At 67.8% G+C, this 24,276-nt stretch carries 23 protein-coding genes; 16 read left to right on the forward strand and 7 right to left on the reverse strand.

Going from position 1 to position 24,276, the window contains the following annotated elements:
• The first annotated feature begins 136 nt into the window (after positions 1 to 136).
• The 16 genes from IEW22_RS02080 (at position 137) to ileS (ending at position 20,237) form a co-directional block, all read left to right on the forward strand.
• The gene (locus IEW22_RS02080) at positions 137 to 1,825 is read left to right on the forward strand and encodes a UDP-N-acetylmuramoyl-L-alanyl-D-glutamate--2,6-diaminopimelate ligase (protein WP_188584922.1); all 1,689 of its coding nucleotides are present in this window, start codon (positions 137 to 139) and stop codon (positions 1,823 to 1,825) included.
• A gap of 6 nt (positions 1,826 to 1,831) precedes the next feature.
• Positions 1,832 to 2,479 (forward strand): hypothetical protein, encoded by a 648-nt coding sequence (locus tag IEW22_RS02085; protein ID WP_188584923.1) that lies wholly within the window; start codon positions 1,832 to 1,834, stop codon positions 2,477 to 2,479.
• The gene (mraY, locus tag IEW22_RS02090; RefSeq protein WP_188584924.1) at positions 2,480 to 3,568 is read left to right on the forward strand and encodes a phospho-N-acetylmuramoyl-pentapeptide-transferase; all 1,089 of its coding nucleotides are present in this window, start codon (positions 2,480 to 2,482) and stop codon (positions 3,566 to 3,568) included. It begins immediately after the preceding gene.
• Positions 3,569 to 3,663: 95 nt separating this feature from the next.
• A complete protein-coding gene (gene murD, locus IEW22_RS02095) occupies positions 3,664 to 5,262 on the forward strand; it encodes a UDP-N-acetylmuramoyl-L-alanine--D-glutamate ligase (protein ID WP_188584925.1) in 1,599 nt (532 codons plus the stop codon).
• A complete protein-coding gene (gene ftsW, locus IEW22_RS02100) occupies positions 5,259 to 6,995 on the forward strand; it encodes a putative lipid II flippase FtsW (RefSeq protein ID WP_373284122.1) in 1,737 nt (578 codons plus the stop codon). Before murD ends, ftsW begins: the two co-directional genes overlap by 4 nt.
• A gap of 17 nt (positions 6,996 to 7,012) precedes the next feature.
• A complete protein-coding gene (murG, locus tag IEW22_RS02105; RefSeq protein ID WP_229742115.1) occupies positions 7,013 to 8,140 on the forward strand; it encodes an undecaprenyldiphospho-muramoylpentapeptide beta-N-acetylglucosaminyltransferase in 1,128 nt (375 codons plus the stop codon).
• On the forward strand, positions 8,137 to 9,843 hold the full coding sequence (locus tag IEW22_RS02110) for a UDP-N-acetylmuramate--L-alanine ligase (RefSeq protein ID WP_407066590.1): 1,707 nt from the start codon (positions 8,137 to 8,139) through the stop codon (positions 9,841 to 9,843). Before murG ends, IEW22_RS02110 begins: the two co-directional genes overlap by 4 nt.
• On the forward strand, positions 9,836 to 10,666 hold the full coding sequence (locus IEW22_RS02115) for a cell division protein FtsQ/DivIB (protein ID WP_229742093.1): 831 nt from the start codon (positions 9,836 to 9,838) through the stop codon (positions 10,664 to 10,666). Before IEW22_RS02110 ends, IEW22_RS02115 begins: the two co-directional genes overlap by 8 nt.
• Positions 10,667 to 10,923: 257 nt before the next feature.
• Positions 10,924 to 12,093 (forward strand): cell division protein FtsZ, encoded by a 1,170-nt coding sequence (gene ftsZ, locus IEW22_RS02120; RefSeq protein ID WP_188584927.1) that lies wholly within the window; start codon positions 10,924 to 10,926, stop codon positions 12,091 to 12,093.
• 11 nt (positions 12,094 to 12,104) lie between these two features.
• The gene (pgeF, locus tag IEW22_RS02125) at positions 12,105 to 12,836 is read left to right on the forward strand and encodes a peptidoglycan editing factor PgeF (protein ID WP_188584928.1); all 732 of its coding nucleotides are present in this window, start codon (positions 12,105 to 12,107) and stop codon (positions 12,834 to 12,836) included.
• Positions 12,836 to 13,654, forward strand: coding sequence for a YggS family pyridoxal phosphate enzyme (locus tag IEW22_RS02130; protein WP_188584929.1), 819 nt, complete (start codon positions 12,836 to 12,838; stop codon positions 13,652 to 13,654). Before pgeF ends, IEW22_RS02130 begins: the two co-directional genes overlap by 1 nt.
• A gap of 90 nt (positions 13,655 to 13,744) precedes the next feature.
• A complete protein-coding gene (locus IEW22_RS02135) occupies positions 13,745 to 14,464 on the forward strand; it encodes a cell division protein SepF (protein WP_188584930.1) in 720 nt (239 codons plus the stop codon).
• A 55-nt stretch (positions 14,465 to 14,519) separates the two neighbouring features.
• Positions 14,520 to 14,804, forward strand: a complete 285-nt coding sequence (locus IEW22_RS02140) for a YggT family protein (RefSeq protein WP_188584931.1) — start codon at positions 14,520 to 14,522, stop codon at positions 14,802 to 14,804.
• Positions 14,805 to 15,093: 289 nt separating this feature from the next.
• Positions 15,094 to 15,969 carry a DivIVA-like cell division protein Wag31 gene (gene wag31, locus IEW22_RS02145; RefSeq protein WP_188584932.1) on the forward strand — a complete coding sequence of 292 codons (876 nt, stop codon included), beginning with the start codon at positions 15,094 to 15,096 and terminating at the stop codon, positions 15,967 to 15,969.
• Positions 15,970 to 16,145: 176 nt separating this feature from the next.
• On the forward strand, positions 16,146 to 16,709 hold the full coding sequence (locus tag IEW22_RS02150) for a hypothetical protein (RefSeq protein WP_188584933.1): 564 nt from the start codon (positions 16,146 to 16,148) through the stop codon (positions 16,707 to 16,709).
• A 261-nt stretch (positions 16,710 to 16,970) separates the two neighbouring features.
• Positions 16,971 to 20,237, forward strand: a complete 3,267-nt coding sequence (gene ileS / locus IEW22_RS02155) for an isoleucine--tRNA ligase (RefSeq protein ID WP_188584934.1) — start codon at positions 16,971 to 16,973, stop codon at positions 20,235 to 20,237.
• An 87-nt stretch (positions 20,238 to 20,324) separates the two neighbouring features.
• Here the strand turns inward: ileS and IEW22_RS02160 are convergent, their stop codons facing one another.
• The 7 genes from IEW22_RS02160 to IEW22_RS19955 form a co-directional block, all read right to left on the reverse strand.
• Positions 20,325 to 21,026: a TetR/AcrR family transcriptional regulator gene (locus tag IEW22_RS02160; RefSeq protein ID WP_188584935.1), complete on the reverse strand. Its 702-nt coding sequence runs from the start codon at positions 21,024 to 21,026 to the stop codon at positions 20,325 to 20,327.
• Positions 21,027 to 21,109: 83 nt separating this feature from the next.
• Entirely contained in the window at positions 21,110 to 21,517 is a 408-nt protein-coding gene (locus IEW22_RS02165; RefSeq protein ID WP_188584936.1) for a VOC family protein, read from the reverse strand.
• The gene (locus IEW22_RS02170; protein ID WP_229742094.1) at positions 21,514 to 22,260 is read right to left on the reverse strand and encodes a TetR/AcrR family transcriptional regulator; all 747 of its coding nucleotides are present in this window, start codon (positions 22,258 to 22,260) and stop codon (positions 21,514 to 21,516) included. Before IEW22_RS02170 ends, IEW22_RS02165 begins: the two co-directional genes overlap by 4 nt.
• A complete protein-coding gene (locus tag IEW22_RS02175; protein ID WP_188584938.1) occupies positions 22,211 to 22,795 on the reverse strand; it encodes an AAA family ATPase in 585 nt (194 codons plus the stop codon). The genes IEW22_RS02170 and IEW22_RS02175 overlap by 50 nt, the downstream gene beginning before the upstream one ends.
• 29 nt (positions 22,796 to 22,824) lie before the next feature.
• Positions 22,825 to 23,517: an APC family permease gene (locus IEW22_RS19945; RefSeq protein WP_229742095.1), complete on the reverse strand. Its 693-nt coding sequence runs from the start codon at positions 23,515 to 23,517 to the stop codon at positions 22,825 to 22,827.
• Between the two features lie 17 nt (positions 23,518 to 23,534).
• Positions 23,535 to 23,678 (reverse strand): hypothetical protein, encoded by a 144-nt coding sequence (locus tag IEW22_RS19950; protein ID WP_229742096.1) that lies wholly within the window; start codon positions 23,676 to 23,678, stop codon positions 23,535 to 23,537.
• On the reverse strand, positions 23,633 to 24,262 hold the full coding sequence (locus IEW22_RS19955; protein WP_229742097.1) for an APC family permease: 630 nt from the start codon (positions 24,260 to 24,262) through the stop codon (positions 23,633 to 23,635). The genes IEW22_RS19950 and IEW22_RS19955 overlap by 46 nt, the downstream gene beginning before the upstream one ends.
• Positions 24,263 to 24,276: the final 14 nt, after the last annotated feature.

Below are 24,276 nucleotides of genomic sequence, written 5' to 3' on the forward strand. Positions count from 1 at the left end.
GTGAGGCTGCCGGAACCCGGTCGGGCGCGGCGCGCGGGACCAGCGCACAGACGGGCACGAGCACAAGCGCACAGAACTAGGAACTCAGCGGGTCGGCACGTCCGATCGAGGTGACATCGAGGAGGTGCACGGGTTGATGGCTGCTGGGACACGATCGGGGCAGGCTGGTCGGCGCCGACGCCGAGAATCGCAACCGGCCGATCCGACGCGACCGGAACACGTGACGCCGACATCGGTGTCGGTGCTCTCGGCGAGCTGCCACGCCCGCGTCGACCTCCTCGGTTCGGCGACCGAGCAGAACGAGGTCTCGGGGGTGACGCTGCGCGCCCAGGATGTGCGTGCGGGTGATCTGTTCGCCGCATTGGAAGGGGTGCACACCCACGGTGCGCAGTTCGCCGCCGACGCCATCGCGGCCGGCGCCACGGCCATCCTCACCGATCCGCGGGGACGCGCGATCATCGACCGGCTCGGGCACGACGGCACCTGCGCAGTGCTGGTGCATCCCAACCCGCGCAGCGTCCTCGGCTCGCTCAGCGCGCGAATCTACGGCCAGCCGTCGCGACGACTGAAACTGATCGGGATCACGGGTACGTCCGGCAAGACCACCACGTCCTACATGACCGAGGCCGCGCTGATGGCCGATCACCGCACCGTCGGTCTGCTCGGGACCGTCGAGACGCGCGTGGACGGGGTGCGGGAACCCAGCTCGTTGACCACGCCGGAGGCGCCCGCGCTGCAGGGCATCCTCGCGCACATGCTCGAGCGCGGCGTCGATTCGGTGGTGATGGAGGTGTCCAGCCACGCCCTCGCGCAGGGACGTGTGCAGGGTTCGGTGTTCGCCGTCGGCGGGTTCACCAACCTCTCCCGCGATCATCTCGACTATCACCACACGATGGAGGAGTACTTCGACGCCAAGGCGCTGCTGTTCGCTCCGGAGTCGCCGGTCCACACGTTGCATCCGGTGATCTGCGTCGACGACGACTGGGGCAAGCGGATGGCCGCGATCGCCGGTCGTGACGCGGTGACGGTCTCCACAGGGCCGACACCCGCACAGTGGCGGGCCGGACCGTCGCAGGCCGCATCCGACGGCTCCCAGCGTGTGGAGATCATCGACCCGGACGGCAGACATCACGAGATGACGGTGTCCCTGCCCGGTCGCTACAACGTCGCCAACGCGCTGCTCGCCGTCGCCATCGCCCATACCGCCGGGGTGTCCACCGCGACGGCGGTCGCTGCGATCGCGTCGGTGAGCGTGCCGGGCCGTCTGGAGAAGATCGACCGCGGACAACCGTTCCTCGCCGTCGTCGACTATGCGCACAAACCGGCCGCCGTCTCGGCTGTTCTCACGACGCTGCGCGCTCAGGCCCACGCCCGTGTCGCAGTGGTGCTCGGCGCCGGCGGCGACCGTGACACCGAGAAGCGGCCACTGATGGGTGCAGCGGCCGCGCGCGGCGCCGAGCTGGTGATCGTCACCGACGACAACCCCCGCAGCGAGGACCCGGCTGCCATCCGTGCCGCTGTTCGTGCCGGAGCCCAGGCGGTACCCGCCGACGAACGGCCCGCCGAGGCCGAGGAGATCCGTGAGGTGGCCGATCGGGCGGCGGCGATCGAGGCCGCGGTGCGGTGGGCGAGGTCCGGTGACATCGTGTTGATCGCCGGCAAGGGGCATGAGCGAGGTCAGGAGATCGACGGGGTCAAGCACCCGTTCGACGACCGGGAGGTGATGGCCGAGGCGCTCGGGCGGCTGTCCGCATCGACCGCCCGCACCGACGGTGTCGAGGACGCCGAGGGTGCCGCGAACGCCGACGTGAGTGACGAGGTCTGAACATCCATGAGTGAGATACCCCCGCAGGACACCCACGACCACATCACGGTCTTCGATGCGAGCGATCCGTCCGTCGATGACGCGACAGTGCGCGCGCTCATGCGTGAGCTCGTCGTCGGCGCGCGTGGTCGTGGTGGCCGTACGTGGCTGGTGATGGCGCAGGTGCCGGTCGACGGGGTCCCCGCTGCATCCGATTCCACTGCATCCGATGCCGACACCGACACCGAGCGCGTTGCCGAGAACGCGCGCGCCCTGGCTCACGACGCGATCGGCCGTCAGGCCGTCCGGCTGGCCGTCGACAAGGTGATCGCCGTGGGGGCCGGTCGCACCGCCCGCGCGCTGCATCAGGGGGCGGTGATGGAAGGCTCCTGGGGAGATGAGGCGGCGCTGGCCGAGACGGCGGAATCAGCGACGGCACTGCTCACCGACCAGCTCGACGGCGGTGATCTGGTGCTGATGGCCGGTGAGGGCACGCGGCCGGTACTCGAGGCACTCGGCCACCACGGCGGGCTGCGCATCCGGACCAGGCCCGCGCGTGACCTGGAGAGCGGCGACGGCGTTCACGTCCTTGGAACACAGACAGTTGGAATACAGACAGACGGCGCACAGGCAGATGACGGACACGCTGACGGCACACAGACAGGGGCGATCTAGGTGAGGCAGATCCTCGTGGCGGGCGTGGTCGCGCTGGCCGTGTCCATCCTTCTGACCCCGGTGCTGATCAAGGTCTTCTCCCGGCAGGGCTTCGGCCAGGAGATCCGGCTCGAAGGTCCCAAGAGTCACCAGACCAAGCGGGGCACCCCGTCGATGGGCGGTGTCGCCATCGTCATCGCACTGTGGGCCGGTTACTGGGCCGCCCACATCGCCGGCGCCATCACCGACGGCCCGGGCCCGTCGGCGTCGGGGCTGCTGGTCCTCGGGTTGTCATCCGTGCTCGCACTCGTCGGGTTCCTCGACGACTTCATCAAGATCCGCAAGCACCGCAACCTCGGCCTCAACAAGACCGCGAAGTCCGTGGGACAGCTCATCGCCGCGCTGTTGTTCGGAATCCTCGCGCTGCAGTTCCGCAACAACGCCGGCTACACCCCGGCGAGCACCAACCTGTCCTATGTGCGTGACATCGCGGCGATCTCGATGGGGTCGATCGCGTTCGTGATCTTCTGCTGGCTGATCGTGGCCGCCTGGTCGAATGCGGTGAACTTCACCGACGGACTCGACGGACTCGCCGCCGGATCGATGGCGATGGTGCTCGGGTCCTACGTCCTGGTGACGTTCTGGCAGTACCGCAACGCCTGCGTGGGCGGGCCCAAGACCGCCGAACAGATCACCCCGGGTTGCTACACGGTGCGCGACCCGCTCGACCTCGCGATCCTCGCCTGCGCCGGCGGCGGCGCTTGTCTGGGCTTCCTCTGGTGGAACGCCGCACCTGCGAAGATCTTCATGGGCGACACCGGATCGCTGGCGCTGGGGGGGTTGCTGGCCGGACTGTCCATCACCACCCGCACCGAGCTGCTGGCCGTGGTCATCGGCGCGCTGTTCGTCGCCGAGATCGTGTCGGTGGTCGTGCAGATCGCGTTCTTCCGCACCACCGGCAGGCGGGTCTTCCGCATGGCGCCGTTCCACCATCACTTCGAGTTGGGCGGCTGGGCGGAGACGACGGTCATCATCCGGTTCTGGTTGCTCACCGCGATCGCCTGCGCCTTCGGACTCTCGTTGTTCTACAGCGAGTTCCTGGCAACGTAACTCCCGCACGATGAGCCCTGCGTGAGTACCCGAGAACCGTCGGACGTGATCGCCGCATGCGATCGCTTCGGCCGGCGCCCAGACAGGGGAACAGCATGACCGATCCGCGACCAGACGACCTCGCCGATCCCGACACCACCGCGCTCACCGGGGCGGCGCTGACCGACGAGGCGCTGACCTCCGGCGCGCTCGCGGCGTCGCGGACAGTGGTTTTCGGCGGGGGGGTCGCCGGGTTGTCGGCGGCGAGGTTCTTTCGTGACATCGGCGGCCACGTCCGGGTGGTGGAGGACCGCGAGGCAACGGCGCGTGCGGTCGCCGAGCAGGGGATCGCGACGCTGGGCACCGCCGAACTGAGCGCGACCGCGGACTGGACATCCGGTGTCGACCTCGTCATCACGTCGCCGGGACTGCGCCCGACGCATCCGCTGCTGCGCGCTGCGGCGCAGGCCGGTGTGCCGGTGTGGGGTGAGGTCGAACTCGCCTGGCGTATCGACCGGGCCGGTGTACTCGGGCCACCGCGCACCTGGCTGGTGATCACCGGGACCAACGGGAAGACCACCACCACGTCGATGACCGAGGCGATCATGTCGCAGGTGGCCGAGACCGTCGCCTGCGGGAACATCGGGCTGCCGCCGCTCGACGCACTGCGTCGGGAACCGCGGGTGGAGGTGCTGGCCGTCGAGGCGTCGTCCTTCCAGCTGTACTGGGCGCCCTCGGTGCGACCGGCCGCGGGGGTGGTGCTCAACATCGCCGAAGACCACCTCGACTGGCATCAGACGATGGCCGGGTACACCGCGGCAAAGGCGCGCGCGCTGACCGGTGACGTCGCGATCATCGGCGCCGACGACGAGGCGGCCGCCGCGCTCGCCGCGGCGTCGCCGGCACCCACTGTCGTCCGACTGTGCAGCGACCGACCACGCGACGGTGAGATCGGCGTGATCGATGGTGTGATCGTCGATCGTGCCTTCGATGACGGTGGCGAGCCGGTGCCGTTGGTGGCCACCGAGAAGATCCGGCCGGCCGGTCCACCCGGCTTGCACGATGCGCTCGCGGCAGCCGCGCTCGCGCGTGCCGCCGGAGCGTCGGCGTCGGCCGTTGAGGCGGGTCTGGCGGGCTTTCACCCGGGCGCTCACCGTGGCCAGGTGGTCGCGGTCGTCGACGGGGTGTCGTTCCTGGACGACTCCAAGGCCACGAATCCGCATGCGGCACTGGCCTCGATTCTCGCGCATCCGCGCAGCGTGCTGGTCGCGGGCGGACAGCTCAAGGGTGCGGCCGTCGATGAGCTGATCGTGAGCACGCGCGACCGGGTGGCCGCAGCGGTGGTGCTCGGCGTCGATCGTCAGGAGATCCTCGACGCTCTTGCGCGACACGCCCCAGAAGTCCCAACAGTCACAGTGTTCACAGGGGACGATGGCCGGGTGATCGTTTCGTCCGCGCAGGATCATCCGTCGGCGACCGATGCGGCCGCCGTCACCCGAGTGAGCATCGACGTCGCAACACCCCCGGAATCGTCACCGGATGCGGTGATGGCGGCCGCGGTCACCGCGGCCGATCGGCTGGCCCGACTCGACGGCGAGAACCCCGTGGTGCTGCTTGCGCCGGCGGCGGCATCACTGGACATGTTCTCCGGATACGGCCACCGCGGCGACTCCTTCGCCCGCGCCGCCGCGGCACTGCACGAACGGCGGTCCTGACGGTGGCGACGATCTCAGGGGCGGCGGCGTCAGGAGTGGCGGACACCGACACCGACACGGACACACTGGCGGCGAACGATGACGGGGTCGACGAGACCGACGACCTCGCCGAGGCGGGATCGACCGGACGCTCCGGTGGTACCCGAGGCGAGAGTGGGTCAGCGGCGCGCAGGGGCGGTCGCCGCTCGCATGAGTCGATCCTGTCTGTGGTCGGACAGTCGATCGGCGGGGCGATCACCCGCGTCCGCGACGGCGTGCTGGGACGTCCGCTGGCCTCGTATCACCTGATCGTCACGCTCGCGGTGCTGCTGACCGTCATCGGACTGGTGATGGTGCTGTCGGCGTCGTCGGTGGAAGGCTATGCCGAGGACGGCTCGGCCTACGGCAAGTTCACCCAGCAGGTGGTCTTCGCCGCGCTCGGCGCCATCTTGTTCTACGTCGCGCTGCGCCTGCCCGTGCGCTTCCTGCGTCGCTTCGCCGGGCCTGCGATGACGCTGGCCACGATCTTGCTGATGCTGGTGCTGGTGCCCGGCATCGGCACCCTCTCGCAGGGTGCCCGTCGCTGGTTCGTGGTCGCCGGACTGTCAGTGCAGCCTTCGGAGCTGGCGAAGCTGGCGTTGTGTGTCTGGGGCGCACATCTGCTGGCCTCACGGCGCCGACTCGACGCCTCGCTCAAGGAACTGCTGCTCCCGCTGCTGCCGGTGTCAGCTCTGATCTGCCTGCTGATCATCCTCGAGCCGAACCTGTCGACCACCATCACCGTGGCGATCATCGTCGGCGCCCTGCTGTGGTTCGCCGGTCTGCCGCTGCGGGTGTTCGTCAGCTTCGTGATCGCGGCCGTCATCGCCGCGGTGATCCTGGCCATGGTCGCCGGCTATCGCAGCCAGCGCGTGATGAGCTTTCTGGGTAACGTCGACGATCCGCAGGGCGCCGGCTATCAGGCGCGCCAGGCGCGTTATGCCCTGGCCAACGGCGGTTTCTGGGGTGTGGGACTCGGTCAGAGCCGGGCGAAGTGGAACTACCTGCCCAACGCGCACAACGACTTCATCTTCGCGATCATCGGTGAGGAGCTCGGCCTGATCGGCGGTCTGATCGTGGTCGCGCTCTTCGGATTGCTCGCCTACGTCGGCTTCCGCATCTCGCGCCGGTCGGTCGACCCCTTCCTGCAGCTCATGACATCGACCATCACCGTCCTGATCACGGCCCAGGCGCTGATCAACATCGGCTACGTGGTGGGTCTGCTTCCCGTCACGGGCATCCAGCTGCCGCTGCTGTCCGCGGGCGGCACCTCGACGCTGACGATGCTGGTGATGCTGGGATTGCTGGCCAGCGCCGCACGCCACGAGCCCGAGGCCGTGGTGGCACTGACCGTCGGCGGTGAGGGCCGGGTGGGTCGTCTGCTGCGACTGTCGCCGCCGGTCCCGTTCGCGCCCTCGCGGGTCGACGCGCTTCGTCGGCGCCTGTCGCAGCGCGACGATCAGCGTGCCGTGCCGCCCACTCGCAGTGGCGACCGCCGCCGTACGTCACCCGCTGCTCGCGGTCGCGGTTCCGCGTGGAAGCCCGGTGACGGGGCATGGAACACTGCTGCGGTGAACGTCTCCGCCCCACACCCGTCCTCCTGGCGCGCCCCGCGGCCCGGCGGTTCCGCCGGCGCCCCGCGTTCGTCGGCCCGCCGGTCGGCGCCCACCCGCTCGAACGCACCCGCTCCGCGGTCGCGGGGGTATCGCCGGTGAGCGCAGACACCGTCTCGGTGGTCGTCGCCGGGGGCGGGACCGCCGGACACATCGAACCCGCACTCGCCGTCGCCGACGCGATACGACTCGCCGCACCCGACGCGCGGATCACGGCGCTGGGCACCCGACGCGGTCTGGAGACCACACTCGTGCCCGACCGCGGATACGACCTCGAGCTGATCCCGCCGGTCCCGCTGCCGCGCAAGCTCACCCCCGATCTGTTCAAGGTCCCGATGCGGCTGGTCAGTTCGATCCGGCGCACGCGGCAGGTGCTCGACAAGGTCGACGCCGATGTCGTGATCGGCTTCGGCGGCTACGTCTCCCTGCCCGCCTATGCCGCCGCGAAGCTACGCCTGCGCGGACGCGTCCCGGTGGTGATCCACGAGGCCAACGCGAGTGCCGGGATCGCGAACAAGGTGGGCGCGCGGATGGCCGACCGCGTGCTGGCCGCCGTCGACGGATCGGGGCTCGACGCCACCAAGGTCGGGATGCCGGTGCGCGCGAGCCTGGCCCATCTCGATCGCGCAGCGCTGCGCGCGCAGGCGCGCAACTACTTCGGACTCGACCCCGAGGCACCCACCGTGCTCGTCTTCGGCGGCTCGCAGGGTGCACAGCGACTCAACAGTGCGCTCGAGGGCGCGTCGAAAGCGTTGGGGGATGCCGGGATCGGGGTGCTGCACGCGCATGGCGCCAAGAACTCGGTCAGCCCGGACACACCTGCCGACGCCCCGCCCTATGTGGCCGTCGCCTACCTCAACCGGATGGATCTGGCCTATGCCGCAGCCGATCTGGTGATCTGCCGGTCGGGTGCGATGACGGTCGCCGAGGTGTCCTCGGCCGGACTGCCTGCGGTGTATGTGCCGCTGCCACACGGCAACGGCGAGCAGCGGCTCAACGCCGCACCGATCGTCGACGCCGGCGGCGGTCTCCTCGTCGACGATGCCGATCTCACCGCCGACTGGATCACCGCGAACGTGCCGCCGCTGCTCACCGATGCCGAACGCCTCTCGGTGATGGGTGAGGTCGCGCGATCCTTCGGTCACCGTGACGCCGCCGACGCGGTTGCCGCGGTGGGCCTCGAGCTCGGTCGGCGGCACCACCGGGACACCGCGCGTCACAAGCGTTTTCGGAAGGCTCACCGGTGACGGGCGACGTGGCCGCAGCCGGTCAGGGGAGAACTCCGATCTCGGGCCAGTCGGTGGCACTGCCCGGATCGCTGGCCCGCGTGCACATGGTGGGGATCGGCGGTGCCGGGATGTCTGGTCTGGCCCGGATCCTGTTGTCGCGCGGTGCGCAGGTGTCGGGTTCAGATGCCAAGGAGAGTCGCGGTGTGGTCGCACTGCGCACCCGTGGCGCCTCGATCCGGGTGGGTCATTCGCCCGAGGCCCTCGACCAGCTACCGGGCGGTCCTACGGTGGTGGTCTCCACGCAGGCGGCGATACCGGCGAACAACCCCGAACTGGTGGCCGCGCGTGAGCGTGGCATCCCGGTGATCATGCGTCCGACCCTGCTGGCCGAACTCATGAGCGGGCATCGCACTCTGCTCATCGCGGGAACACACGGCAAGACCTCCACCACCTCGATGTCGGTTGTGGCACTGCAGCATTGCGGCCTGGACCCGTCGTTCGCCGTCGGTGGTGAACTCAACGAATCGGGTACCAACGCCCATCACGGTACGGGTGCGATCTTTGTCGCCGAGGCAGACGAGAGTGACGGTTCACTACTCGAATACGGCGCGGACGTCGCGGTCGTGACCAACATCGAATCCGACCATCTCGACTTCTTCGGCACTGTCGAGGCCTACGTCGCGGTGTTCGACCAGTTCGTCGACCGCATCCGGCCCGGCGGGGCGCTGGTGGTCTGCCTCGACGACCCCGGGTCGGCGGCGCTCGGTGAGCGCAGTGCGGCGCGACTGGCCGATCGGGGAGTGTCGGTACTGGGATACGGCCGCGGTGCGTATGCCGCGCAGGCGCCGTCGGTGTCGCATGTCGCGGTGCTCGTGGACTGGCAGGTCCGCGCGACAGGTGGTGTGTCGGTGATGCGATTCGCCGTGCGACCAGAGGTCGCTGCGACCATCGCCCCCGAGACGCGCGCTGAGACGGGCCCGCCGTCGCCGTCGCCGTCGTCGTCCCTCTCGCCCTCGTCATCGCTGTCGCTGCCGGGATCTGCCGACCAGTTCGACGCGCACGGGGACATGGTGGAGCGCACGGTGATCCAGGCTCTGCCGGGCGAGCACATGGCACTCAACTCGATGGGCGCGGCGCTCGGTGCGGTCTGCGTCGGTGGGTCGCTCAACGAGGTGCTCGACGGTCTCGAGTCGTTCACCGGTGTCCACCGGCGTTTCCAACTGCGCGGTGAGATCAACGGTGTCGCGGTCTTCGACGACTACGCGCATCATCCGAGTGAGTTGCGGGCGGTACTCACCGCGGCCCGGCACATCGTCGACGCCGCCGGCGGCCGCATCATCGCGGTCTTCCAGCCGCACCTGTATTCGCGGACCGAGACGTTCGCCCCCGAATTCGCCTCCGCACTCGACCTCGCCGATCAGGTGGTGGTGCTCGATGTGTATGGCGCACGCGAAGATCCGATCGCCGGGGTCAGCGGTCGCACGATCGCCGACCGGGTGACCAGGCCGGTGCGCTTCGAACCCGACGTGTCGCGGCTGCCGCGTGAGGTGGCGGCGATCGCGCGGCGTGGCGATCTGATCCTCACCCTCGGCGCCGGCGACATCACGATGCAGGGGCCGGAGATCATCGAGGCACTGCGCGACCTCGGGCCCGGCGCCACCTCGCGCAGGGATGTCAACATGTCCGACGCCGCAGAACCGGAAGGTGATGGGGATGGCTGAACGCGTGATGACCGGAACCTCGACGAACCCCCGCAACCGCAGGGACCCCGACGTTCTCGATGCCGGTCTGGATCGAGATCCCGACGACAGCGTTGATGTCGAGGAGGTCAGCGCGCGCACCGGCCGTAACCGCAGCCGCCGTCGCGCCCCGCGTACTCCGGTGCACGGGATGCGCAGGCTCGCGTGGACCGTCGGCTCGATCGTGGTGGTCATCGGTCTGATCGCCGTCGCCTATCTCAGCCCGCTGATGTCGGTGCGGTCGGTCGAGGTGACCGGCGCGCGCACGGTCAGCGCCGACGAGATCCGTTCGGCGGCAGCCATCTCCCAGGGCACCCCGCTGCTGCAGGTCGACACGATGGCCGCCGCGCGCCGCATCTCGGTGATACCGCGGATCAAGCAGGCCCGCGTGTCACGGTCGTACCCCTCGTCGCTGGACATCTCGGTCACCGAACGTGTGCCGGTGGTCTCCTATGGCTCCGGCGCCGACCGGAAGATGGTCGACGACAGCGGTTTCCTCTTCCCGCCGGTCGCCGGTGACGCCAAGGTGCCGGTGTTGGCGACCGGGCATCCCGGCCCCTCGGATGCCGCCACCCGAGCTGCGGTCACGGTGATCGCGGGGTTGCCCGCCGAGATCCGCGATCACGTCCTCACGGTCACGACGGACTCGCCCGTCAACGTGGTGCTCCGTCTCGACGGCAACCGCACGGTCGACTGGGGCGATGCCGATCGCACCGCGCAGAAGGCGACCACGCTGCACTACCTGCTGGGCCAGGACGGCAGCGAGTACAACGTGAGCAGTCCGGACAACCCGGCCGTCAGCTGAGGCGAGCGACCCCTCGGTCCGCCGATCCGGTCGGCGTGTCGCCGACCGACGGCGCGCCACACCAGATCCCTGGCATCGATCCCGCGACACGCCGTGACGGTTGCTGGCCGTAGGCGCACCGGGTGCATACCGTCGTCTCCAGCACACGGCCACTTGACATAACTCTAAGCCTTAGGTTTAGGTTGAGGGTTTCGTTGCGACCGGAAACTTCCCACTGAGCCGCAACCGCGGACTATCGCTACTAGGAAGGCGAGCGCATGACGCCACCGCACAACTACCTGGCCGTCATCAAGGTCGTCGGCATCGGCGGCGGCGGCGTGAATGCCGTCAACCGGATGATCGAGCAGGGCCTCAAGGGTGTCGAGTTCATCGCGATCAACACCGATGCGCAGGCCCTGATCCTCTCCGACGCCGACGTCAAGCTCGATGTCGGCGGGGATTCCACCCGCGGTCTCGGCGCCGGCGCCGATCCCGAGGTGGGACGTCGTGCCGCCGAGGATGCCAAGGATGACATCGAGGAGCTCCTCAAGGGTGCGGACATGGTGTTCGTCACCGCCGGTGAGGGCGGCGGTACCGGCACCGGAGGTGCACCGGTCGTGGCCTCGATCGCGCGCAAACTCGGTGCGCTGACCGTGGGCGTGGTGACCCGTCCGTTCTCGTTCGAGGGCAAGCGACGCGGCACGCAGGCCGAGGCCGGCATCGCCGGGTTGCGCGAGGCATGCGACACCTTGATCGTCATCCCGAACGACCGTCTGCTGCAGCTCGGCGACGCGCAGGTCTCACTTATGGATGCCTTCCGCAGTGCCGACGAGGTGCTGCTCAACGGCGTGCAGGGCATCACCGACCTGATCACCACGCCGGGTCTGATCAACGTCGACTTCGCCGACGTCAAGGGCGTCATGAGTGACGCGGGCAGTGCGCTGATGGGGATCGGTTCCGCGCGTGGGGACTCTCGCGCGGAGAAGGCCGCCGAGGCCGCGATCAACTCGCCGCTGCTCGAGGCGTCCATGGACGGCGCGAAGGGTGTGCTGCTGTCGATCGCCGGCGGCAGCGACCTCGGGCTCTTCGAGGTGTCCAAGGCTGCCGAGCGCGTTCAGGAAGCCGCACACGAAGACGCCAACATCATCTTCGGCACGGTGATCGACGACAATCTCGGTGACGAGGTGCGAGTGACGGTGATCGCCGCCGGTTTCGAGAGCGGCGCACCGGCGCGACTGCGTACCGAGGCGAAGGTGGGCCGCGGCGCGATTGCCGACGGGCGCGCCGGTGAGGTGAAGTCGAACACGCGACAGGACGTGTTCGCGGGTACCGAGGCAGCGGTGAACGGCGACCCGTTCGCCCCCGACGAGTCGAAGGTCGTCGCGCCGCGTCGCAACCCGGTCACCCTCGACGACGACATCGACATCCCGCCGTTCATGAAGCGGTGACGACAGTTCTCATGACTGCTCCGCAATCCCGGGTCCGCCGTGTCGTCACCGACCGACACGGCGGTCACTCGTCTGCGCCCTATGCCGAGTTCAACCTCGGCGACCATGTCGGTGATGATCCGGATACGGTGCGGCGCAACCGAATCCGACTCGCCGAAGGTATCGGCGTCGACCCCTCGCGGATGGTGTGGATGGAACAGATCCACAGCCGCAACGTCGCGGTGGTCGACGGACCGGTCGATCATCCGCTCGAGGCCACCGATGCGGTGGTCACGTCCCAGCCCGATCTGGCGCTGGCGGTTCTCACCGCCGATTGCGTGCCGGTGCTGCTGTCCGACGACGAGGCCGGGGTCATCGCCGCGGTGCATGCCGGGCGCGTGGGTGCGCGGATCGGGATCATCCCGGCGACGCTCGAGGTGATGGTCGCCCAGGGTGCCGACATCTCGCGTATCGGTGCGCTCCTCGGCCCCGCCGCGGCGGGGGAGAGCTACGAAGTGCCCCCGCAGATGCAGGCCGACGTGGAAGCACATCTGCCGGGCAGCGCCTGCCGGACTGCCAAGGGCACCACCGGACTCGATCTGCGCGCGGGGATACGCAGGCAGCTTCTCGATGCCGGAGTGGCGGCCGTCGCGGTGGACCCCCGCGACACGATCACCGACACCGATCTGTTCAGCCACCGACGCGGTGCACCGACCGGAAGGCTGGCGTCGGTCATCTGGCGTGACACCACCCCGGAGTCGTGATGACCGGAGATGAGGTGCCCCACCGGGATTCGGCTGCGCCCGGCCCCGGCGACGCGCGCACAGTGCAGCTGCGTGACAACCTCGCCGCCGCACACGCCCGTCTCGAACGCGCCTGTCGTGATGCCGACCGCGACCCGGCTGAGGTCGAACTGCTCGTGGTCACGAAGTTCTTTCCGGCCGACGATGTCTCACGTCTGATCGGACTCGGTGCGCATGCCTTCGGGGAGTCCCGCGAACCGGAGGCCGGTCGCAAGGTCGCCGCGGTGCGTGCGGCCCTCCATCTCGACAACCCCGACACCGACAGCCCGACCGGTGGTGTCACCGACACGGCGCCGGTGTTCGACATGATCGGCACACTGCAGCGCAACAAGGCCAAGTCGGTGGCCCAGTGGGCGCGACGAGTGCATTCGGTGGACAGTGCCCGCCTCGCCGACGCGCTGGACACGGCTGCCGCGAGCGCGCTCGACAGCGGCGCGCGCTCAGCCGTTCTGGATGTTCTCCTCCAGGTGAGCCTCGACGGCGACATCTCCCGCGGTGGTGCGCTGATCGAGGATCTGCCATCGCTGGCCGACGCGGTCGACGAGGCTGATGCGTTGGCCCTGCGCGGACTGATGGTGATCGCGCCGCTGAGGGTCGACGCCGACGAGGCGATGGCGAACGCCGCACAGGTGCGCGAGCGATTCCTCGCCGATCATCCGGGTGCGACGGTGTTCTCGGCCGGCATGTCCGGAGACCTCGAAGCGGCGGTGAGACACGGTTCGACATGTGTGCGTGTCGGTACGGCGATCATGGGTTCACGGCCTATACGCTCGCCGTAACAGTTGACAACACCTGTCACACAGAGAACACGAAACTCATTCGTAACACGGGTCAGCTGGGAAGTCTGCGGCGAGGGAAGGTCACACGCGATGACGACGATGCAGAAGTTCAAGGCCTACTTCGGGATGGTTCCGCCCGGCGAGTACGAGGACGACTACCTCGAGGATGCGTCGGCTCCGCGCTCGCGACCCGAGGCCTACGCCCGCGACGGCTACGACTCCGACCCCTACGCGGCCGAGCCGCGTGAACGTGGCGGTGCCTATGAGCGTGCCGGCTACCGCGACGAGTACTACGGCGACTACGAGGACGACTACGCACCTGCCGGCGGATACGAGCGTGCCTCCGCAGGTTCCTGTGAGCGTGCTGCGGCACCGGAATACACCTACGCCGGCCCTGTTCGGGAGCGGTACGTGCCGTCGCGCCCGGAGCCGCGTCTGGAGCCGCTGGCGCCTCGCGGTGCCCGTCCCTCGGCGCGCACGTCGGCGCCCCACGGCGAGGAGCTCGACCACATCTTCGGAGAGGGCAACCCGTTGGCCAAGATCACCAAGCTGCGTCCCAGCGACTACAGCGAGGCGCGCACGATCGGCGAGCAGTTCCGCGACGGCAACCCGGTGATCATGGATCTCGTCGAGATGAGCAACGACGACGCCAAGCGTCTCGTCGATTTCGCTGCCGGGCTGGCGTTCGCGCTGCGCGGCTCGTTCGACAAGGTCGCCACCAAGGTCTTCCTGCTCTCGCCGGCGGGGATCGACGTCTCTGCCGACGATCGCCGCAAGATCGCGGAGAACGGCTTCTACAACCACGCATGAGCGCGCGCGACGTCGACGTTTTCACCAACACCGGCGATTCAGGCAGAGTTGAGGCGTGACCGTCCTGCGTGAGGTGATCTACTACCTCCTGTTCATCTACTGGCTTCTCCTGCTGGGGCGCCTCGTCATCGAGCTGGTCCGTGCATTCGCGCGTGAGTGGCGACCGACCGGATTCGCGGTCGTGGTGATCGAGGTCGTCTTCACCCTCACCGATCCGCCCATCAAACTCCTGCGCAGGATCCTGCCGCCCATACCGCTGGGGTCGGTTCGTCTGGATCTGTCGCTGATGATCACCATGATCGTGGTGCTGATCCTCATGCAGATCGTCGCGCCGGGCTGACCCGCGACGCGGACAAGACGCGGATAACCCGTTGCGGTGCCGTGCTGAATCGTCGCTGTACCATCGTTCACACGCCGATCGGTAGTCCACGGTGATACAGATCAGCAAACAGTCCGATGTGGGTGGTACTCCGGGGATGCGACGAACGGTTCTGGTGTGACAGGATGAAACGCCAGTTACAGTGAACCCGGATAGTGCGCACACGTGGCTGTTCGAGTTCGCTTGCTGCAACCGCAGCATGTGACGATATGACCCCACACGCTCGACACAACGCTGAAGGGAACCGACAATGCGGCTGACACCAGCTGATGTGCACAACGTCGCGTTCAGCAAACCGCCGATCGGGAAACGCGGTTACAACGAAGACGAAGTTGATCAGTTCCTCGACTTCGTCGAGGCTGAACTCGCTCGCCTGATCGAAGAGAACACCGAACTCAAGCAGAAGGTCGACGACCTCGAGGGTGATCTCGACCAGGCGCGCAGCGGTGGCTCCGCGGGCGCCGGTGAGGCGAAGGCGGGCACCGAGGGTGGTGGGGAAGCCACCCAGGCGTTCGCCACGGCCACCGCCGCCAAGGACGACTCGTCGAGCACGACCGCCGAGGCCCCGGCCGTCAGCGCGGTCACGTCCGAGGATCATCACCTGCGCGCCGCCAAGGTTCTGAGCCTGGCACAGGAGACGGCCGACAAGCTGACCACCAACGCGCGCACCGAATCCGAGTCGCTGCTCACCGATGCTCGTCAGCGTGCCGACACGATGGTGACCGAGGCCCGGGAGAAGTCCGAGGCCATGCTCACCGATGCGCGTCAGCGCTCGGAGGCGATCCTGGCCGATGCGCAGACTCGCGCGGACACCCAGATCCGCGAAGCCCAGGAACGTGCCGATGCCCTGCAGAGCGATGCCGAGCGCAAGCACACCGAGATCATGGGGACCATCAACCAGCAGCGTGGTGTCCTCGAGGGTCGTATCGAACAGCTCAAGACGTTCGAACGTGAGTACCGCACCCGACTGAAAACGTTCCTGCAGAGCCAGCTCGAGGAACTCGACCAGCGCGGCAGCGCCGCACCTGCCGACAATTCCCGCGCCGATGCGTTGTCGTCGGACAAGGGCGGCAGCGGGTTCTCCAACACCGCCAACGGCAGCGGGTTCGGTTCGCCGTCCAACTGAGACGGGTTGCCGGGTACCGCTTCGGTGCACGTCACCTGTAGTGAATAGTCGATCGATGTCAGCGGACGGGTCTTTCCCGTCACGCTGACATCGTCGTCCGCGTACGTCTGTCATGCGGATGAGTGTCCGTGAGGGGGCGGCCTGCGGGCCGGCGAGTGAGCGGAGGTGGTTGACACATGCTCCTCTTGGCCCTGGGTGCCACCCTTGTCGGATTTGCGCTGTTGGTGATCGCGTTGTTCACCGGCACACTCTGGTTGGCCATCGCCTGCATCGTGATCTGCGTGGTCGGTATCGGCTTCCTGGTGGCCGACATGCTGGGCATCGGACACGCCCACCGCAGTGACGGCGACGGTGACGGCGGCGAGGTCAACGGTAGATCGGCCACCGCCTCGGCGAATGTGGACTCGCAGGCCGGTGACGGGACCGCCGAGGCTGAGGACGAGGGTCGCAGCAGCCAGACGCGCACCGAACGCTTCGACGACGACAACCCATTCGCCGGCGAGATCGACCCCTTCGAGGACACCGATCGGTTCGCGGCCATCACCGACGCCGAGGAGAACCGGGATACCGGCAGCCGCAGCGAACCCCGGCCCGACCCCGGCCCGCCCGACCAGCAGATGCCGGGTGACGAGGCTGCAGATCACACGGCGTCCGAGGGGAACGCGTCGAGCCCGGGTGCCGACGATGCCGCTTCCGCGCACCGGTTCGGACGCCATCGCCATACGCGCGACGACGACTGAGGACCTCGCGCTCGTCGCTGCTCTCGACGTCTTCTACACTGGCAGGCAGACGCGTTGATCCGGCCATCACCGGGGAGCATCCGGAAGAACGGGCATCACCCTCACGGTGATCCTCAGTAGAACCGGGCGGGTGTGGCCCGACACAGCCACCGACCTCCGTTCCTCGCGACCGGCGGTGTGAGAGGCGTTCGCCACGGCGAGCGCAAGCGGGGTGGTACCGCGGTCGGATGCGCCGAGCATCCGCATCGTCCCCGTGCCGACATGCAATCTGTACGCACTGGCACGAGGAGTATCACCGTGGCTGACCTGCCGACCCGCGAGGGCACGCCCCAGAGCGAGGGCGCATCCGCACACACCCGCGCCTATCCGCTGGTCGATCTGACCGGCGGATCGGGCACCGCCACCCCGTCGTTTCCCGACCTCGAACGCAACGTGCTCGAGTACTGGGATGCCGACGACACCTTCCGCGCGTCCATCGCCAACCGCGACGGTGCCCCCGAGTTCGTCTTCTACGACGGACCTCCCTTCGCCAACGGGTTACCGCACTACGGCCACCTGCTCACCGGCTACGTCAAGGACCTGATCCCGCGGTTCCAGACCATGCGCGGCAAGAAGGTCGAGCGGCGCTTCGGGTGGGACACCCACGGGCTGCCCGCCGAACTCGAAGCCGAACGCCAGCTCGGGATCACCGACAAGTCGGAGATCGAGAAGATGGGTGTCGCCGAGTTCAACGACTACTGCCGCACCTCGGTGCTGCGCTATACGGGCGAGTGGCGCGACTACGTGACCCGTCAGGCACGGTGGGTCGACTTCGACAACGACTACAAGACCCTCGACATCGACTTCATGGAGTCGGTGATGTGGGCGTTCAAACGTCTGTGGGACAAGGGGCTGGTCTATCAGGGCTATCGGGTGCTGCCGTACTCCTGGTACGAGCAGACCCCGCTGTCGAATCAGGAGTCCAAACTCGACGATGCCTATCGGATGCGGCAGGATCCGGCCGTCACCGTCACCATGCCGATCACCGCACCGGGTTCGCCGCTCGATGGCGTGAACGCCCTCATCTGGACCACCACTCCCTGGACGCTGCCGTCCAACCTCGCGATCGCCGTCCATCCGGATGTCGACTACGTGCATGTGCGCACCGGCGACGACAGCGCGCGACCGGGCACCGAGTACCTGCTCGCCGCGGCACGCGTGTCGGCCTACGCCAAGGAACTCGGCGCGCAACCGGAGGTGCTGGGCACCTACACCGGTCGCGAGATCGAGGGACTCACCTACACGCCGCCGTTCGATTACTTTGCCGGCCATCCGAATTCGCATCGAGTGTTGCTCGCGGACTACGTCACCACCGACTCCGGTACCGGTGTGGTGCACCTCGCCCCGGCATTCGGTGAAGAGGATATGGATGTGGCCACCGCCAACGGTATCGAGGTGGTGCAGCCCCTCGATCCCGGTGGCCAGTTCACCTCGCTGGTGCCCGACTACGAGGGGCTGCAGGTCTTCGACGCCAATCCAGCCATCATCAAAGACCTCAAGGCATCCGGCCGCATCCTGCGTCACGAGACCATCGAGCACTCCTACCCGCACTCGTGGCGGTCGGGAAAGCCGTTGATCTACATGGCCGTTCCGTCCTGGTTCGTCGCGGTCGACCCGATCAAGGCGAGGATGGTGGAGCTCAACAAGCAGATCACCTGGGTGCCCGAGCACATCCGCGACGGCCAGTTCGGCAAGTGGCTCGAAGGGGCCAAGGACTGGAACATCAGCCGCAACCGCTACTGGGGTGCGCCGATCCCGGTGTGGATCTCCGACGACCCGGAGTACCCGCGCACCGACGTCTACGGGTCACTCGACGAACTCGAACGCGACTTCGGTGTGCGCCCGGACAACCTGCACCGGCCCTACATCGACGATCTCACCCGGCCCAACCCCGACGACCCGACCGGCCAGTCGACGATGCGCCGCGTCCCCGAGGTTCTCGACTGCTGGTTCGAGTCCGGATCCATGCCCTATGGGCAGGTGCACTATCCGTTCGAGAACGCCGACTGGTTCGACGGTACCGACGCGGAGAAGCCGCACAACCCAGGCGATTTCATCGTCGAGTACAACGGGCAGACGCGCGGCTGGTTCTACAACCTGCATTTCCTGGCCACCGCGCTGTTCGACCGCCCGGCGTTCAAGAGTGTCATCGCCCACGGCATCGTCCTCGGCGACGACGGGCAGAAGATGAGCAAGTCCAAGCGCAACTACCCCGACGTCAACGAGGTGTTCGACCGCGACGGATCCGATGCGATGCGCTGGTTCCTGATGGCCTCGCCGGTGCTGCGCGGCGGCAACCTCGTGGTCACCGAGAAGGGGATCCGCGAGGGCGTTCGGCAGGCCCTGCTGCCCCTGTGGAACGCCTACTCGTTCTTCTCGCTGTACGCCGACCGGCCGGCGACGTGGCGAACCGACTCGCAGAACCTACTCGACCGCTACATCCTCTCCAAGCTCGCCGCCACCCGCGACGCGATGACCGATCAGCTCGAGCGGTTCGACATCGCCGGTGCCTGCGAGGAGTTCCGGCAGTTCTGCGAGGCGCTCACCAACTGGTACGTGCGGCGATCGCGTGCGCGCTTCTGGGCCGGTCAAGACGCCGACCCCGACGCCTTCGACACCCTCTACACGGTGCTGGAGGTGGCCAGTCGTCTGGCCGCGCCGCTGCTGCCGATGGCCACCGAGACCATCTGGCGAGGACTCACCGGCGGTCGGTCGGTGCACCTGGCCGATTGGCCCGCCGAATCCGAGCTGCCGCGCGACGCCGATCTGGTGTCCGCGATGGACGACGTGCAGGCGGTGTGCTCGACCGCGTCGAGTGTGCGCAAGGCCAACAAGCTGCGTGTGCGACTCCCGTTGCACGAGTTGACGATCGCCTCGCCGGCCGCTGACAGTCTCGCGCCCTACACCGAGCTGATCGCCGAGGAGATGAACGTCAAGAAGGTGACGCTGTCACCCGACGCCGAGCAGTACGGACGCGTCGAGATCGCGGTGAACGCCCGCGCCGCCGGCCCGCGGCTGGGAAAGGATGTCCAGCGGGTGATCAAGGCGGTGAAGTCGGGCAACTGGTCGGTGCGCGAGGACAACGGCGAACAGGTGGTCAGTGCCGACGGCATCGATCTGTTACCGACCGAGTACACCCGCAAACTCGTTGCGCAGGAGCCAGATTCGACTGCGGAGCTGCCCGGTGGCCGTGGTCTGGTGGTCCTCGACACGAGCCTCGACGAGACGCTGGAGGCCGAAGGGTGGGCCAAGGACCGCGTGCGTGAGTTGCAGGACGCGCGGCGTAACGCCGGACTCGATGTCTCTGACCGCATCGCGGTGACGATCGCCGTGCCTGCCGAGCACGTCGAGTGGGCTCGTCGTCATCGTGACCTCATCGCCGGTGAGATCCTCGCCGTCGAGTTCGACATCGTCGATGCGCAGACGGATCTGGGTCCGGGCGCTGTCGACATCGGCGACGGTGTGCGCGCGATGATCAGCAAGGTGTGACCGGCGACCGGTGCGGTCGGCCGCGACGTCGGTTGGCCGCACCGATCCGGTGGTCGGGTCCGCCGACCAGAACACGCTGCGGACGAGTCAGTCGATCACCGAGGCGAGGAGCCGCGCGATCTGCGCGTCGAACAGGGTGGCGGGGTCGTCGAAGGTGTCCGCGCCGTACTGGCCGAACACCTCGAGGCTGATCGCCCCGATCACCGTCGCCCACAGCGACATCGCCACCAACAGTGCGGAATCCGAGAGATCAGCGTCGAATTCCGTTCGGATTGCGCCGAACTCGGAATGCAGGTCGTCGGTGTCGGCAGCGTCGATGTGCAGTGCGCCAGCCGCCTCGGCGGCAGCGATCTCACCGAGGATCATCGCGATGACCCGGGTGCCCGGATCGCCGGTCTGCTCGGCGGGTGCGGAATAGCCCGGTACCGGGCTGCCGTAGAGCAGTGCCCACCGCGACGGGTCGGCGGCGCCCCACGCGCGCATCGCATTGGCCGCCGCCTGCAACCGTTCGCGCGCCGACCCGTCGCCGACACGTCCGATCGCGGCCGCCACCTCGTCGGCGAGATCGGTATATCCCTCCACCAGCAGCTTCGTGAGGAGTTCGTCGCGGTTGGCGACGTAGCGGTACACCGCCGAGGACACCACCCCGATGTCGCGCGCGATGGCTCGCAACGACAACCCCGCGGGCCCGTCGGTCGCGAGGTGCCTCCGGGCCGATTCGAGGATCAGGCGTTCGGTGTTCTCGCGTGTCTGCGCGCGGGTAGTGCCCCGCCTGTCCGACGTCACCATGTCAGTGTGTCACGACGAGAGCGGCGCTCTCCCGGGTCTGCTCGTCGTCGACGACAGCTGGTCGGGACTCGGCCTCACGGTCACTAGCCTGCCGAGACGATCCACGTGACACCGTACCGATCGGTGAGCATGCCGTAGAGCGGCGCGAATGCGCTGGGACCCAGCGGTGTGAGCACAGACCCACGCTCGATGAGGCGGTCCCACTGGTATCGCGTGGCGACCGGATCGTCGCCGTGTAGCGCGAGGTAGAAACTGTTGCGCCCCTGGTCATACGGTTTGGCGGTCTGTACGTCGTAGGCGAGGAGACGAAGGCCGGTGGGTGAGGTGAGCTGCCCGAATGCAACCGCATCGGCCTGCGCTGGATCGTCGGCCTGATGAGTATCGGCGTAGGTGGCAATGGTGACGTCACCTCCGAAAACCGTGCGGTAGAACTCGAGGGCTGACCGTGCCTGCCCGCGAAAGTTCAGGTGGGCTGTGATGGTGTCGGTCACGATGGATCTCCTGGCAGGGATGGGTGTGAGTGTGGATGCCCGTCACTTCGGCCTCGAAGGGCGGGCAGGACGACGTCGTCGACGAGGGTGATCACGAACGCGCGCGTGACGGGGAGCCGATCGACGGCAATTCGATAGACGCACATCGTCGGGATCACCGACGCGAGCGTGTCTATATCCCCCGGCGGGAACTCGCCGCGGTCGATCGCTCGTCGGAACAGGGATTTGCTCGCCTGCACCCACGGATCGAGTCCCGCATTGACGCTCAGCGCTGCGATCTTGGGTTCAGTCCGTCCCGCATCTGCGACAGCGGTCATCACATCGATGCGAAGTTGTTGCTCGTCGGCTGTCATGGGGATGATCGACGCGAGCAAGTCGCCGCGCAGCGTCCCGGTGTCGGGCGTGCCCGCTGTCACCGTGTCGGTGGCGCCGAGTTGGCCCACCGCGGCGACGACCAGGTCGGCTTTCGTCGGCCAGCGCCGGTACACCGTGGCGCGGACCGTGTGGGCCCGCGCCGCGACCGCGTCGACCGTGGTCGCCTCGTAGCCGACTTCTGCCAGGATTTCCAGCGTCGCGGTGAGGATCGCCGCGTCACGCGATCGATCGAGTCGCCGCCCGGCGCGCCTCGGAGGGTCAGGTGAGGCTGGCATGGCGTAACGATACGAGCAAATATCGATACGATCAAGTATTGAATTAATTACTGGGGCGTGCACTGATTCTCGTGGCCACTGCGCGGGGCTCATCCTCACCCGTCTCTACTGCGACGGTGGCGAGCGCGCGAACCGCAGGATCGCTCACCCAGTTGGTGACCAAGGCGTGGTGCCCTGTACCCCAGGCTGGGCGATCCGCATGCACCCTCGGGCAGAGGACCTCGAGCGCGCGACCCGGATCGAGCGACGGGGTCAGGTAGACCACCTGATCGACGGAGGACAGTGCTCGTGCGACCGCGTCGCGTGGCGCTGCCCTCGTGTACGAGGTGTGCCCGGCGCCGAGTGCGATGACGACATCGCGCCCGGCGCCGCGCTCGATCGAGTGCGCGTCGGCTATCAGCCGTTCCACGGCATGCGCCCGCGCCGGTTCCCACTCGCGTTCGGCTGCGAGCCGTCCGATATCGAGGCTGCGTGCTCGCAATCGCCCGACGTCCCAGCCGACCTCGCGGTAGTAGGTGTCACCGATGTCGTCGATGTCGACGAACACCGAACCGGTCATGTCGGCGAGTTCCCAGCCCACCGATGTTTTACCGGCACAAGGCGGCCCGATCAGCGCCACAACCGTCATGGCCTCGATTCTGCCGCGTCACCATCACCTCACGCCGCTGTGGTCTTGCCGGCCTCGTCGATCTCGTCCTCGTGGATCGGATCGGGCAGTGTCCAGCGATCACCGCGGCGTGGATGCAGGTAGGCGAGGTAGTACACGACGCCGATGGCCATCGTCACCACGGCGACGGCGAGCTGAGTCCAGGTGGACGGCGTGATCATCGAGTAGATGATGTACCCGCAGATGGCGATCACCACCACGGGTGCGAGCGGCCACCACCGCATCCGGTAGCCGCGACTGGTCGCGCCACCCTTGCGGCGCAAGCGAAGTGCGGCGAGTGCGACCACGAGATAGACGATCACGCCGTTGGCGCCCGTCGCCGTGATCAGCCAGTTGAGCGGGACGAAGGCCGCGGTGACCGCGGCGATCGCTCCGACGACCAGCGTTGCCGCGACGGGGGAGTGCAGCGTGGGGTGTACCGACCCGAGCACCTTGTCCACCGGATCGGGCCAGGAGCGGTCGCGCGCCGAGGAGAACAACAGGCGGGCGATCTGCAGGATGATCGCGATGACCGCGTTGATGATCGCGATCGCGATACCCACGCTCACCACGACGTTGAGCGTCGAACCGCCACGCGCGGTCAGGAAGTAGTTCATCGGGGAGTCCGACGACAGCAGATCCTTCATGGACGGACTGCCCAGCACCACACCCATCAGCGGGATCATCTCGACGGCGACCGTCACGGCCAGGCACATCATGATCACCCGGCCGATCGTCTTGCGGCGTTCTTGGTCTCCTCCACGTAGTAGACGGCCGCGCCGTACCCGTTGTAGGCGAACAGTGCGACCGGCAGCAGGGTCACCAGTCCGGTGAAACCGACTGCGGTGAGGTCGTTTCCCGACATCGTCTGCGCATGGAAGAACTCGGCCGGCCCGCGCTCGACGTGGATGGTAAGGCCAGCACGGTGACGGCGAGGATCTCGACCACGAGGAACACTCCGGTGACCCACGCGTTCGTCCGGATGTTGAGGATCGCGACCACGGTCGTCACGACGATGACGCCCACTCCGATCCACTTGCCCGACAACGCCGACCAGGCCACCCCGAGATATTCGCCGGTTCCCAGCGCGATCACGCCGATGATGAGCACACCGCTCACGAGTGCCAGCAGGAACAGTGCGAATCCGATCGGTCGGCCGAGGAGGCGTGCGGCCCAGGTGTATTCGCCACCTGTGACCGGATAGGTGGCCGAGAGCTCGGCGTAACACATCCCGACGAACACCGCGGCCACCGCGGCGATGGCCATCGTCAGCACCGAGGCGCCGCCCGCCGCGAGCAGAACGGTCGGAATGATGATGAACACGCTCGAGGCGGGTGTGACCGAGGAGAGCGTGATGAGGATGTTCTCGCGCATGGTGAGACTGCGCGAGAGCTGCTGTTGATAGGAGATGCCGGGGGAGGATTCCAGACGCGGGTCGAGTTCGGTCATGGCCAACCTTTCTT

Source organism: Gordonia jinhuaensis (genome assembly GCF_014639795.1).
Classification (GTDB): domain Bacteria; phylum Actinomycetota; class Actinomycetes; order Mycobacteriales; family Mycobacteriaceae; genus Gordonia_B; species Gordonia_B jinhuaensis.